This is a genomic window from Nocardia rosealba, from assembly GCF_020216065.1.
GTDB lineage: Bacteria > Actinomycetota > Actinomycetes > Mycobacteriales > Mycobacteriaceae > Nocardia > Nocardia rosealba.
On sequence record NZ_JAIWNA010000009.1, the window covers coordinates 63,025 to 76,668 of the forward strand.

Here is a 13,644-nt window from a genome sequence, read left to right on the forward strand (position 1 = left end):
ATGCCGGGCGGACTCAGTCTCCGCGTGGGTTCTCGGCGTAACAACTTGCTCAGAACTGCCAGCCTTCACGCAAGGCCAGCTCGATCGGCGGAATGCACTCCACCCCGAAGTCTTTCGCCACGTTAGGGATCTTGAGATTCTTCTCGGCGACGTTCAGACCCTTGGCTTTCTCGTCGGTGACCACGACGCCACTGTGCCGGTGTGCGTGCGCGATCACCCACGGGTCAGCGCCGTTCTGATCTCCCTGCACCCATCCTGGGTAGCGAGCGGCGATCTGCTGGACGACACTCACGTCCGGCAGTTGAGCTTCCTCGATGAACCCGCTAAATGACTTGCACCACAGAGCAAGTCCGTCACCAACCTGCTTGTCGAGTTCCTCGAGCACCTCGCGGGGCATGAAGGCGCGGCCATCGGCGATCAGAGCTTCCCACGCCGACCATACAGAGGGGAATACCGACCGTGGCGTGTATCTGTTCAGCAACACAATGACATTGGTGTCGATGATGTATGTCAACCGATCGCTCTCCGCGCCAGTTCCTGCTCGATTCGATCGATTGTGGGCAGCTTCGTTTCCAAGTAGTAGGTGGCATCAACGAGGGAGATCCGGCCGTCGTTCATGGCGTCGAGAACGGTGGAGACATACATTCCGCCGAGGTTGCGCAGCTTCAGAATGTGTGGTGGTGCGAATCCGGAGGGGTCCTCGTCGGAGCGCTTCCGCTGGGCCACCTCGCGGGCTATGGCCAACTGACCCGCCAGCTGGCTGCCATCGATGTATCCGAGTGTCTTCAGGCGGACAGCGACTGCGGACTGACTCACGCGGAACCGCCTGGACAGCCGGTCGAGACTTCCGATCGGGTCGTCGGTTTCGAGCTCGGCTGCGATAGCTTCTCTGGGTAGTAAGAAGGCAGAGGCGAAGCTGTTACACAGCGCCTCATTTCCTTCTGCCGTGAAAACGTCACATAAGCCACTTGTTCGACGGAGGAGATGGCCGAGTTCGTGGAACAACGTAAATATCCGGCGGTCGGGAGAGTCAGCGCCGTTCAACAGGATGATGGGCGCGGAGGGTTCGAAGATCGAGAGCCCGAGGAACTCGCTGGTAGGGATTCTGCTGGCTTGGAAAACCAAGACACCCATCCGCTCGAGAGCGTGCACCCATTCTCTGAGCGCCGCACCGACATCAGCAAATCGTCGCTGCTGGTCGATGCTCACGCCCGTGCGTTCGCGGACAGTTGAGGCGACGGCCTCGACTGTGGCCGCAGAAAGCTCGACCGTCGGCAGCTGTGGCAACTGCGGGTCGAGATCGAGCAACCGGGAACGTCGTTTGCGTACCTGCCGAATCTCCTTGTTGACCGATTCGCTGATCGCGTGATCGTGCTCGCGCCGGAAGTCGGGCATCTGGCGAACCACGCTGTCGACCGCGATCGGGTGCGGTGACATCAGGGCCGCCATGGTGGTGCCGAGGATCGAAGCGACGTGACGCAACTGGGTGAGAGTCGGTGGTATCTGCTCGCTCTCCCAACCGCTGACCTTGTCGGCTGAAACTTGGAGCCGGGCCGCAGCCCGCTCCAAGCTGAGCCCGGCATTCTCGCGGGCGGCAGTGAGGTTTCGGCCGTTGATCGGTACTCGAACGGGTGTACTCACGCCACGCCCCCTCTCTGGTCATCAAATGCGGAACCGCCGCGAAGTTCGACGATATCCGAGTCGCGGTCTAAGGGACAATCACCTGGCTGAGCTGCAAGTTCTCTTATTTCATAAGCGGCTGTGTTGGCTACCGGGGAGGTGTCCACGATGGTAGCCGCATCACCGATGCTGTGACGTCGAGCCAGGGGCAGCAGATGTCCCCGACGGGGTGTGCCGGAGATTTGAGGGAGGGGCGGTGGGTTCTGCAGAGCCGTGGCCGCCCGGTCGATCGAATAGGTTCTCGAGAACTGTAGGTCCCAATTCAGGCCGCTGTGGGTCGCGAACCGAACCCGGCCGTACTGCATGACCGGCAGCATCCTGTTGTTCTTGAATCGTCGATCTGGGCCGCCTTTCACATTGGCGAACTGCCAGGTGGTGTCGACCCGGATACCGTCGAGCGGCACGGGGCCGGATTCGATGAATCGGTGCACGGAGGTCTGCACCCAGAGGTTTGTGTAGCTGACATCGCTGTACCGCTTCCCGGTGCCGACGAGAAGCCGGTCGGGAAGAAAATACAGCCTGTCGTTCCCACATGTGATGGTGGGAACAGCCACATTCGTGACCAGACCGTGTGGGTTGTCGAATCCGACTGTGACAGGGGCGCGGCCGAGCACCGTCGATGCGTTGCCGTGGGTCTTGCGCTGATGAACCGTGGCCAGCCCCCCCTGCGCATTGACTCGCCATTTGCCCTGTGACGCGGCAAATTCCGAGGTTGCCTCGGTCAGCGTCGCGAACCACACGGCCGGTTGGTCGGTCACGTCGTAGAAGACCACGACGTTTTGCCTGGCCTGGTCGAAGAGTGACAGCCACCAGACCACCGGCACCGCGATAACGAGAATGAGCAAGCCGAGCGGAAACGTCACCAGGACGAGGATCCCGAATACGGCGGCGGCCCACGGCGCGGTCCGCGCCGTGGCGGCCGCGGAATTCAGCTGCTCGATCAGGTCGCCCGGACCGGTGGGTAGGAGCTGGATGGCGTCTGCGCCTGTGAGGTCGGCCATCGGGATGGGGTTCCCGGGTGGCTGGCGCGTGGTATTGATCTGGCGCGGCGGCAGGGTGCGCGCGCCACCGAGCGAAGCTCGGTAATACACCCCGTGCGCGCCCGCGTGCACATAGTTTCCTCGGGGCCCGCTGCCGATCCGAAACCCGGGGACTCCGGCGCTGACGCCGATGCCCGAGTTCGATAGATTGAACCGAAACGGACCGGCCTTCAGCGACTGCCGGACATAGATCCCCACCGCGTTCTCCTGTTCTCGAATTGAGCTCCGCAAGTCCTTCGGGGGTTCACTGGGCAGCCGCGCGGATGTCTTCCGGGTTCCAGACCTTTTTCGCGATGTCGCGGTATAGGCGTCCACGTTCAACGAGGTCGGCCGCGTGGAATTTCTCGTGTGGCTGGAACGGCAGGCCGCTGCGCGTCCGGAAGGCGCGAAAACCAGGGTTGTTCTCGTAGCAGAGTGGGTTCAGGCTGGCGGCCAAGAGGTTCTGGCCGAAGTAGTGGGGCAGCTTCTTCTGATAGGGAGCGTCCTTGTAACTGGCGTTGAACTGTTTGGGGAGAAGCAATAGTCCACCGACGCGGTTGCGGTGGCGGCTGAAGTCGGCCTCGTGGGGGAACTCGTCAGTGTGACGTTCGGGCCGGTTGGCCCAGATGTGCTCGATCTCGTAGCGGACTTCGCCGCCGGTGATGAGTTCGAGGTAGTTCGACGCCCTGCCCGACTCGACCGTGATGTGATCGGTGATCCTGGCCAGGACCCGATGCAAATGCGCGCGGTTCTGCTGATGGACATGCAACTCGTCGTTGGTGTCGAAGGTTTCTCGGATGTTGGTGAGCTGCCTGTATAGACTCTCGGCGAGGTCGTGCACGCTCAATCCGCGAATATCCCGCATGACATTGAACATTGCGTATTGCAGGGTCGAGTAGGCGGTCGAACGGAAGTTCCAGATGCGCCAGGTCAGCATGATGTCGATGTAGCGGCCGACGATCTCGAGTTTGCGGTCGATGGTGTCGGCGTCGTCACCCACCTCCAGGGGCGCGAGCAGCAGCTGATTCTGAAGCGTGAAGCCATGGTCGGCGTTGTAGCGGATGAACCGTAGACCGCTCGCTGGATCGAACACGTCAGATGATGCTCGGAGGATGCGCTGGTATTGGAGACTGTAGAGATCGAAGTCGCGGACGATGAAGGTGTAGTAGTCCTGTTCGGTGGCGAGGCCGACGCGTTCGTGGTCGTTGCGGAGCCAGCGGTGGAACTCGGTACCGATTCGGTCCCAGTCCTCGGCTCGCGCGCCTTTGCGCCGTTCGCGGATCTTGGTCGAGTACTGGCTGCGCAACCACGTCTTGAGGAAGTCCGAGCCACCGTCTTCGGCGTGGCCGTCGAGGTCGCGTAGACGCTGCCGCCAGATATCGTTGGCCTTGGTGCGAGACTCGCCGTCACGCATGTTCGCCAGCAGATAACCCTTGAGCATGTCCGCCGGGGTGAGTTTCAGGCCGCGGTCGTTCATGGTCTCAAAGATGGCGTAGGCGTCGTCGTCGGTGTACGCGGTGATCTGGACGAGTTGGACGCGATCCTTGAGCCAGTCGATGAAGAATGGAAGTGCTCGCTCGCGCAATTCGTCCGGGAAGATGCTGGTCAGCTCTTCGTATCTGCTGACCAAGGTGTGGACGGATTCAACAGCACCGCTCGGCGGTTCGTAGGCACCGTTATCGAACAGGGCCTCCATGCATTCGGCACGGTCGGGGACGTCGAGGTTGAAGGACTTCTCGCCGAACTTCTCCGAGAAGATCAGGTTGTCGATGTCGACCTGGTCGGGACGGCCCTGTTGGAGCCGACGGAGGAAGGTCAGCAGCAGTGTCAGGCTGGTGAGGCGTTGCTGCCCGTCGACGATGAAAGGCTGGCTACCCTTCTGCGACATGATGATTGAGCCAAGGAAGTAGCCAGGGTAGGTCGCTATGTCCTTCCGGACATGGCTTTCGTCATACAGGTCGGAGAATCTCGTGGTGAGGTCGGCGACGAGCTCGGCGAGTTGTTTGGACTCCCACTTGTATTCACGCTGGTAGTAGTCGATGGAGTACTTTTTCTTCTCCAGTACTTCGGCGACAGTCTTCGCGACACCGTCGATGCTGCGGTCATTCTCGATCACGTCATGCTCCCTCTATCGGTGTTTGCTGATCGCCGCTTGTTTTGCTGCGGTGAACTCCGCGTCGGTTAGTAGTCCCTGTGCATGGAGGTTCGCGAGTTGCTGAATCTCCTCGGCCAGGAAAGAACCTGCTGGGGAGGAAGATTGGGAGACTGGCGGCCTCTTCGACGCGGAGATCTTCGATTGGAGGGTGTTGAGTTGGGGTAGTGCTTGGTCGTAGAGCGGCCTTGGTACGGGAATAGTGTTCGAGAGCGCGCGTGGGTTGTTGTCTGTGTTGTTGGGGTTCTTGAGGGAGGATTTCCAGTAGTCGTGGTTCCGGGAGCCTTGATAGCTCGGGGTGAGCACCTCTAGAACACCCATCAGCAGTCCGCTGTTGTATTCGATGTTGGTGATTTCGGGGTAGTGGAAGGTTGTGATTCGGCCTCCGCCGAGGGAACCGGCCATCATGCTGGCGTTGAATCCGACCTTTGCGATGATCAGTCGGTCCTCGAAAGCGGCGAGTAGGCCGTCCGCGTCGCAGCTGAGGATGAACCAGGGGATCTCGTCGGGTCCGCTGTGGTCGTCGATGGCGCGCCAGTGCACGTCTTTGAGAGCCGCACCGATGACGATTATCTCGTTGCGGCGAGACTCTTTGACCTGTCGTTGGTGGCTGTGCATCCAGCCGCCGCGTGGGGCGTTACCCGGGTTGTCACTGGCCGCGTTGGTGATGGCCTCGCGGATCGCGGGGGGAAAGCCGGCCTTCTGTAGACAGTCGACGAAGTACGCCACGAACTTGTTGTCCTCCTCGTTTCCGAGGAGCGGGAACTTCACCACCTGCCGGTCCCGCTTCGTCACTGTCAGCACCGAGCCGGTGAACTTCTTCTCGATCCCGAACGCGGCGATCGTGTCGGCGTCGACTTGGAACGCTGGGTCACCACCCGCGCGGAGTTCGTGTTTGGCGAATCCGATCACCCTGGCGTTGGTGATGGCTAAGCCGTCCATGATCGGCTTGAGCCCATTGAGTCGTGCCAGCGCCCAGACTACCTCGCCTGGATATAGGTAGGGCGCCAAAGCTTCCATCCACTGGGCGGCGGTTTTCTCTTTGACCTTGGGTGCAAGCTGGGGGGTCATGCGAGTCCCTCCGCCAATTGGGTGAAGTGGATGTGAGCTTGGCGCATGTCTTGTTCCCGGTCTACCGGGGTGAAAGGCTCGGTGTAGGTGATGCCGTCGACAGTGAGATCGGCGGAGGAAAGCTTCCCCTTTTTGCGGTATTCGGAGGCTAGTTTGGTGGGGAGTTGGCGGCCGGTGGCGTCGTAGAGGGCTTCGCGTTCGTATTTTTGGAGGACTGGGAATTGGGTGCGGTAGATGGTTAGGAGTTCTTCGGCGGTGATGTTGAGCATTACGGCTACGATGGCGTCGATTTCGATTAGGGCTTGGCGGCGGTCGGCGTCGGTGCGGAGGGGGGTGTGCCAGGCCCAGTCGGGGGTGATTGCACCGAGGCCTGGCTTGCTGTCATGGTCTGGTGTGAGCCCGGGGACCCAGGAATCTTGCTGCCATGCGGGGTTGTAGAGCTCGGACCATAGTGGGGCATACTGAACGACAAGGCAATTGAGTCTCAAGGTACGCAATATGAGTGCGTCTTCTAGTACGTGGCCACGCACGTGGGGTAGTCGCCGCATCAACCCGTGCTTCAGTTCGGTTGCGCCACAGGCCTTGATGAGGAAGTCGGCCGGTACGGATGACCAGATCCCGGAGGCGACGACAAGATCTGTCGATGTCGGGAGCAGCGCAGTCAAGACTGTTCCGACGAAGGCCGGCCCTGGGGGGACGATAGCCGAATGCAAGGTGCGAACGGTGGCGGAGTCGGCCATCCGGCGCCAGGCCAAGCGGAAGTAGGACGAGCTTGGTTCGTTGTTCCACTTCGGGTAGGCGGCTTGGTATTCGGGGAGGGGGCGGGCGATCTGGTAGTTGGTTCGTGGGATGAAGTTGTCGGAGATCGAGGTGAGGTCGATGGGGGTGTAGTCGACGTTGCTTCGCATTGTCGGGTTGCCCTGTTGGTAGATCGGGCACGCGACGGTGAGGTGGGGGCCTTGGAGGATGGTTTCGTCCAGAGTGGCGGGGACGGCGGAGCGGGATTCAAAGTAGCCGAGTTTGCGGTCGCGGTCTTCTTCCCATCCTCGAGTCCACTGAAATTCGATGTCACCCAGGCGTGGTGCTGCGGCGATTTTATCGAGGACGGCCGCGCTCGCGCGGTTCACCGGGTACAGCATGCGGGCTTCGGCGGCGGGGGTGCCGGGTTCGTCGATAAGCGTGGCCCAGCCTGCAAGGTCAGCTTCGGTGATGTCGATGATGCGTTCAGGGTGGGGGCGGACGTCCCATTTGCCGTCAGGGTCTTTCACGCCAGGGACGATGGTGGAGCTGTTGTTGCCGGAGCGGCGGGCCTGGAGTGAGCGGGCGGGGACGTCGGGGTGATAGAGCGCTGCGCCCTGTAGGAAGTTGACGTCGGAGTCGGCGCCGTAGACGTGGACCCCGTACTGGCGGGTGTTGTTGATCTCGGAGAAGAGCTTGTGTTCGTTGCGGAATTGCCAGTGTCGCTTGAGCCTTCGGTAGCAGGCTCGTCGAAGTCCTTGGGCCCTGGCTTCGGTGAAGTGGCTTTCCGGGTGGATCAAGGATGTGATGCCCCGGGCGGAGGAGGATCGCCAGGTTCGTTCCATGAAGCAGCGGTACAGGTCGGGCTGGAGGCCGGAGAGGACGGGGCGGTCGATGCCTGATCCGACGTGCTGGTTTTGGCCTGCTTGTGCTGCTCGTTCATCGAGCAATGTCGAACGAACCTCGGGAATGGCAAGCGCACGTGCGGCTTTGGCATTCTTCTCGGCTTCCGGGGGTTTGTGGGCCAACTGCCACCACGGGTCGAACTCAGCCAGTACGCCCGCTTCATCCCAGTCGGGTCGTACCCAGGGGGGATTACCCACCTGCAAGTCGACCCCGCCACGCGCGAACAGCGGTGCGAAATCGAGCTCCCAATGGTGGAACCCTTGCGTGTGGGCGATCCCGGAAGCGATGTTCAGCCAAGGGAATTCAGCGGCTGCGGCTTCGGCGGACTTGGCTTGGGCGAAGACACGATCGTTGTCCTCGGCGATGTCGAGTTCGGACCAGTCCAAGTCGGAAGCGAAGCTGGTTTGGCCGTATTTCTCGAACTTGCCAGCCTTGGCGGTGGTGCCGAGGACCGCTTCGAGGCCGCCGACCCACTGGTCCCAGTCCGGTGCCGCGATGACGCCGGTGACCGGCCACGACCAGAGGGCACACCAGGCGTCCATCGCGCGACGCAACCGCTGGTAGGAGCCGTTCTCGTCGTTCAGTACCGCTTCGATCTGTTCCCGGGTGACCGCAGGAACATGGTCGATGGGTTCGCTGCGCCATAGGTGCAGGTCACGGCGGATTTCGGATTCGGCGATGGTCAGGCGGCGGAGGGTCAACTCCCATAGGGTCTCTACGCGTTGGGCGAGGGAGGCTAGGCGTTTGGTGATGTCTTTGGAGGGGGACTTGCGGATTTCGTTGCGCCACAGGCGGAGTTCTTCGCGCTGGTCGGGGGCGTAGGTTTTGGCTTCGGCGGTGTCGACTATCGCGCCCCAACCTTCGGCGGGGAGGAGGAAATGGTGGATGCCTGTGCCGATTTCGGTGCCGAGGGGGACGTCCTTGGGGACGGTTTTGAGCCAGGCTCTTTTCGTGAGGTCGGTGGGAGTGTAGACCGCTCGGCGGGCGCCGATCAGGGAGTTGCCTCGGCGGAGGTGGAGGCCGAACCAGGGGGCTTGTAGGCCTGCGACCATTGTGTCTAGCCAGAGGGAGATTTCGGCTAGTTCGACGGCTGTTGCGTTGAGGTCTACGCCGTAGACCTGGTGAATGGCGATGTGGGCCTTCACCTTTTGGAGTTCGATCGTGTACTGGTCGGCGTCGATCAGTTCGCCCAGGTCTTCTTGCTTGCGCTTCAAGTACTCGGCGGCGAGTTGGCGGACTGCTTCGATAGCGAAGGCACCGGACCCGAGGGCTGGTTCGCAGATGGTGAGGGAGAGGATTTCTTCGGGGGTGGTGCGGTGGCCGTCTTGGTCGAGGAGTTCCTCGAGGGCCTGGGAGACGACGAATTTCGTCAGGACTTCGGGGGTGTAGTACGACGCGGACTGTTGGCGTTCGCGGCCTGCGAGGCGGAAGACGAAGGTGCCCTTGGGATGGAGGACGGGCTTGAGTTCGCCGGTAATGGGGTCTTCGGTGCGGACGAAGTCGGATTCGGAAAGGTGGTCGGCGCGGTCGACGGGGACGACCCAGGAGCCCTTTTCGGGATTGCCGTCCTTGGCCACCTCATAGAGGTCTTCCTCGGCGAAGAAGCCGGTGTAGGACATCAGGCCCTCGTAGACCGCGCCGAGCTGGTTGATGCCGAGCTCGGCGTAGCTGATGAAGCCGCGGTCGCCGCCCTTGCGGGTCTTGCTCTCCTTGGTGAGAAGGAGGTGCGCCAAGACCTGCTGGGTTGCTTCGTTGCCGAGGCCGACCTCATCGATCAGAGCAGTTGCCCTGGGGGAGAACAGGTCTGCACGCAGCGGGTTGAACTCGAGGCCGGGAGCTGGGTCGTCTGTGACGTTCTCCCGTACCTCGGGCTTGTGGCCCTGGTCGACGAGGTCGAAGAGCTTCTTCAACGAGTCGTACAGATGTGTGCCGGTGCGGGCGTGGTGGGAGACCAGTTCGGTGAGGGTGAGTTCGCGGAGTCGGTCCAGGCCGTAGCCCTCCTCGTACTCGGCGGCGCCGGTGGGCAGCACCTGCATTTCCGGTGACGCCTCGGCGTAGAGCAGGAACAGGATGCGGTACAGGAAGCGCAGGGAGTGTTTGGCGAGGTCGTTGCCGTCGATGCTGTCCATCGGGAGATCGCGAGCGCGGCGGCGGCGCACGACCTCGTTGGCGATGATTTCGATGGACAGGCGAATGCCTTCGCGCAGGTCCTTGGAGACGCCGACGGTGTGTTTCACCGAGTCTTCGAGGACGCCGGTCCACCAGATGTTGCCGTCGGCGTCGGGGCGCAGGGACTGGTGGCCGAAGATGGCTGCGGCGCGGTCGATTTCGCCACCGCGGGCCTCGTGGCGGCGTTCGACGACCACCAGCAGGTCCATGGCGAGGTAGCGGCCTTCGGCCCAGCGTTCGGCTTCGGCGAGCAGGAGCCAGCGGCCCGCCTGGACGACGACGAAGGCTGGTGGGGTGTCGGAGCGGAAGGCGGCCGAGACCGTTTTCGAGGCCGATTCGAGGGGTTTGCCGTCTTCAGTGGCTTCGGCGATCAGGGTGCCGGTGCCGAGGAAGTCTTCGATCGACTCGACGGGGTTCGCCTGCAAGAACAGCACATTCGGCGTGCCGGCGAGTTGGGCGTCGGGGATCAGCAGTTCCGAACCGGCGCGTTCGGCGGCGAAGGGGGTGAGTTCGCCGTCGAAACCGAAAGCGGCGCGCACCTGGGCGTGTGCCTTCGGGGCGGAATCGGGGTTCTCGGCGAGCGCGCCCAATGCTGTGTGCAGTTCGCCCGCGCTGGCCAGGAGGGAACTGCGCACAGTTTTGCGGCCCTCTTTGGCCTCGGCGTCCCACCCCTTGCGCAGCTCCATCACCTTGCCGTGGAACGACTCCTTCACCGAATCGGTGGTGAAGTAGTGTTCGCTGATCCAATCCTCGCCGACGACGATGGAATCGAAAGAGGCCATGATCACTGGTCCTTGTCTGCGACGATCACCAACAGCGGGCGCACCAGCTGCTGGGTGGGGGCGAGCGATTCGGCGAGGCGCTGTTCCTCGGCGATGCGGCGGGCGTAGGTGTCGACCTTCTTTTTCTGGCTGCCGAACAGTTCGAGTTGTTCGGCGCCGGAATACCAGCGGTCGGCGCGTTGGCGCCATTGGGCCAGACGCTCGTTGGCGGAGCGTTCCTGCTGGTCGAGGACGAGTTTCATCGACTGGGTGGCCTTGTCGACGGCGACCGGGATCAGGTGCTGGAAGCGGTCCGGCTCGGGAATCGGGCCGGGGTTGGCGGTGTTCGGCTTCAAACCGGTCTCGGTGAGCAAGAAGTCGAGGCTCTCCAGCGGGCTGGCGATCGCGAAGTTCGGTCGGGCCGGGTCGGGGAACTCGACGGTGGAGAACACACGGGACACGAGCTGGCCGCGGCGGTTCATCAGAGTGCCCATGAGCACGACGGTGACGGCGTCGACCTTGCCGCGGATGGCGAAGATCTGATTGCGGCCGAGGGCCGATAGGGCGCGGTCGCTTGCCCAGTCGAGCACGGGGTGCAGCGGGCCGAGGTAGTGAGCCTCCGGCCAGGTGGTGTCGTTGATGCCTTTACCCTGGCGGGCGGCGCGCAGTTGGGCGTCACCGACCTGGGTGGAGGTGGCGAGCTTGAGGCGCTTGTCGATCTGGCCCTTCTCGCGGTAGTTCTGCGGGAGCTGCGACAGACGCTGGCGAAGGTCCTTGGGGGGAATCAGTTCGGCGATACCGTGATTGGCGTGCACGGTCCAGCCGACGCCGCCCTTGCCGGGTTCGGCCTGGGGGACATCGTCGAACGCGGCGCGCAGTGCCTCGTCGAGGTAGCTCACGTCGTCGGGGTAGAGGCTCTGGCGGGGGAGCTCGGGGAGGGTCGGGGTGAAGTCGGTCTCGAGCTGGGCGAAGAAGGAATCGAAATCGTCGCCGTCGAGGACGTCGTCGATGGTTCGGACCTGCGCGTCGAGTTCGGCCTTGCCCGCGAGGACGTCCCGGATCGCCGATTCCTCCTCGGTCACACTGTGTTTGCCCATCAGCGAGGCCACGTCGCCGAGGGTGGTGTGGGCCTGGTTCTCGCGTTCCAGCAGGCGTGACAGCACCCGCAGGTCGCCGGAGAACTCCGGGTCCGACGGTTCGAGGATGAGGGACGAGATCACCGGCGGGAACTTCTGGCCGTAGCGGTCGACACGGCCGTTGCGCTGTTCGATGCGGATCAGCGACCACGGGATGTCGTAGTGGATCAGGTGATGGCACTGGGCATGCAGGTTCACGCCCTCGGAAGCAACATCGCCGGTGACCAGCACGCGGATCGGGGAGGTCTCGAGTTTGAAGCTCTCGACGATCTCCTGCTGCTCCACATCGGACAGGCCGCCGTGCAGCATCGCGATGTTCTCGGGCTTCAAACCCAATGCGGCGGGCAGGGATTCGGTGAGCCATTTCAGCGTGGCGACACGCTCGGCGAACACTACCGCCCGCATCGCGGACTTCGGGCCGACGCCGATCTCACGCAGCCGATCCACCAAGGCCGCTTGCTTGCCTGCTGATTCAGTGAATGCCTTGTCGTTGAGGTCGGCGAGGGTGTTCAGCGCTTCCAATTCGATGCGCTGCTCCGGGGTGCCGTCGCGCAGTTTGGCGCGGCGCTGGTCGATCGATTCGCGCAGGGCGGCGGGGGAGGACAGGAAGGCTTTGGCCAGCGTCCACGGGAACAGGCCCTTGGTCTCACCGGAGTACGGGCTGCCGTTCTCGGGGTGCAGCCAGACCTGCGAAAGTTCCCGGGCGACAGCGTCTTCGGCGGGCGAGGGGGTGACGAGTTTGTGGACCGGTTCTGCGCGTTCGGCCCAGTCGCTACCGACCTCGGCGGCGACCTCGTCGTGGTGACGGTGGCGGCGGATCAGCAGGTTCTGCACATCGTCTTTGGTGAACGAACCATCGGCGGCCACGGCGGTGGGGTCGAGCAGGCGAAGCAGTTCGGCGAAGGACTCCTCGCGACCGTTGTGCGGGGTCGCCGAGGCGAGGATGAGTGCCTCGGTATTGGGGGCGAGCACGCGAGCCAGCTCGTTGTTCTGGGTGCCGACATTGGTGAGGTTGTGCGACTCGTCGATCACCACCGCGTCCCAGTGCTGGCGAGCCAGGTGGGCCTTGTAGCGGGGGCTTTTGAGGGTGTCGATCGAGATGATCGCCCGCTTGTAATAGGTGAACGGGTTGCGGGTGGCGGGCAGCTTCTGGCGGACCTTCTGGATGCCCGTCGAATCGAGGCGCACGAACGGCAGGGCGAATCGGCACCACAGTTCGTGCTGCATCTGCTCGAGTACGTGCTTGGGAGTGACGATCAGGATGCGCTCACCACGGCCGCGGCGCACGAGCTCGGACAGGATCATGCCGATCTCGAGGGTCTTGCCGAGACCGACCGCGTCGGCGAGCAGGATACGTGGCCGAATATGTTGGGGGTCAAGGGCTTTGGCTACCGCGGCGCGCTGGTAGCCCAGGGAATCGGCGAGCATGCGCGTCGAGACCGTCAGGGTTTGGTCGCCGTAAGGGAAGGGGGTCTTGCGCAGCAGCGCTTCGAGCCAGAGGCGGGAATCCCGGTATCCCGAGGACCCGTCGGCGATCACTCGTGCTTGGGCTGGATCGAGAACTTCGATCTCGTCGAGGCTGTCGTAGAACGTCGCCGTGGTGTCGGCGACGAGTTCGGACAGGCCGCGCACGCGCAGCAGCCAACCATCGGAGCCCTGTTCCGCTGAGGTGACCAGCCACTCCTCGTCACGGACCACGACGATCGAGCCGGGGGCGACGTTGAGCGGGCGCGGCTCGACGGCGTTGGTCATCAGGGGTACTCCTGGTTGGTCGACGGTAGAACGGTCCAATTTAGTACCCATTCGGGAGTAATTCGCCGTTCTGCATGTTTAGGTTCGCGTTGTGTGGGATCTGGCTGGTGGAAGGTTCGCCGACGGCCACGCTACGTGGAAGTGAAAACTATGTCAATCGCAAACGTGGCAAAGTATTCGCATTCACCCGATGACGTCGGCGCCCGCCAGACGCACCTGGCGCTGCTACCGTTATGCGTCCAGAGGAAGGTGAGCGATCG

General features: G+C 62.8%; 8 protein-coding genes. 1 reads left to right on the plus strand and 7 read right to left on the minus strand.

Features of this window, described 5'->3' with window-relative positions; all coding sequences use genetic code 11:
* Window positions 1-49: 49 nt before the first annotated feature.
* The 6 genes from LDL21_RS26230 to LDL21_RS26255 are packed head-to-tail and all read right to left on the minus strand — an operon-like array spanning window position 50 to window position 10,169.
* Window positions 50-514 (minus strand): DUF4411 family protein, encoded by a 465-nt coding sequence (locus LDL21_RS26230; protein WP_225282166.1) that lies wholly within the window; start codon window positions 512-514, stop codon window positions 50-52.
* Window positions 511-1,641, minus strand: coding sequence for a helix-turn-helix domain-containing protein (locus LDL21_RS30105; RefSeq protein ID WP_225282167.1), 1,131 nt, complete (start codon window positions 1,639-1,641; stop codon window positions 511-513). Before LDL21_RS30105 ends, LDL21_RS26230 begins: the two co-directional genes overlap by 4 nt.
* Window positions 1,638-2,918, minus strand: coding sequence for a DUF4236 domain-containing protein (locus LDL21_RS26240; RefSeq protein ID WP_225282168.1), 1,281 nt, complete (start codon window positions 2,916-2,918; stop codon window positions 1,638-1,640). Before LDL21_RS26240 ends, LDL21_RS30105 begins: the two co-directional genes overlap by 4 nt.
* Window positions 2,919-2,964: 46 nt before the next feature.
* On the minus strand, window positions 2,965-4,815 hold the full coding sequence (locus LDL21_RS26245) for a DUF262 domain-containing protein (RefSeq protein ID WP_225282169.1): 1,851 nt from the start codon (window positions 4,813-4,815) through the stop codon (window positions 2,965-2,967).
* 12 nt (window positions 4,816-4,827) lie between these two features.
* Entirely contained in the window at window positions 4,828-5,922 is a 1,095-nt protein-coding gene (locus tag LDL21_RS26250; protein ID WP_225282170.1) for an SHOCT domain-containing protein, read from the minus strand.
* Window positions 5,919-10,169 (minus strand): Eco57I restriction-modification methylase domain-containing protein, encoded by a 4,251-nt coding sequence (locus tag LDL21_RS26255; RefSeq protein WP_225282171.1) that lies wholly within the window; start codon window positions 10,167-10,169, stop codon window positions 5,919-5,921. Before LDL21_RS26255 ends, LDL21_RS26250 begins: the two co-directional genes overlap by 4 nt.
* Window positions 10,170-10,239: 70 nt before the next feature.
* Between LDL21_RS26255 and LDL21_RS30110 the strand changes: the two genes are divergently transcribed.
* Window positions 10,240-10,467 carry a hypothetical protein gene (locus LDL21_RS30110; protein WP_225282172.1) on the plus strand — a complete coding sequence of 76 codons (228 nt, stop codon included), beginning with the start codon at window positions 10,240-10,242 and terminating at the stop codon, window positions 10,465-10,467.
* Between the two features lie 52 nt (window positions 10,468-10,519).
* Here LDL21_RS30110 and LDL21_RS26265 read toward each other — a convergent pair whose 3' ends face one another.
* Window positions 10,520-13,384: a helicase-related protein gene (locus LDL21_RS26265; RefSeq protein WP_225282173.1), complete on the minus strand. Its 2,865-nt coding sequence runs from the start codon at window positions 13,382-13,384 to the stop codon at window positions 10,520-10,522.
* Window positions 13,385-13,644: the final 260 nt, after the last annotated feature.

What these genes read in the sequence shown, in the direction of transcription:
- LDL21_RS26250 (WP_225282170.1), bottom strand. Translation starts at nt 5,922, where the DNA reads ATGACCCCCCAGCTTGCACCCAAGGTCAAAGAGAAAACCGCCGCCCAG.
- LDL21_RS26265 (WP_225282173.1), bottom strand. Translation starts at nt 13,384, where the DNA reads ATGACCAACGCCGTCGAGCCGCGCCCGCTCAACGTCGCCCCCGGCTCG.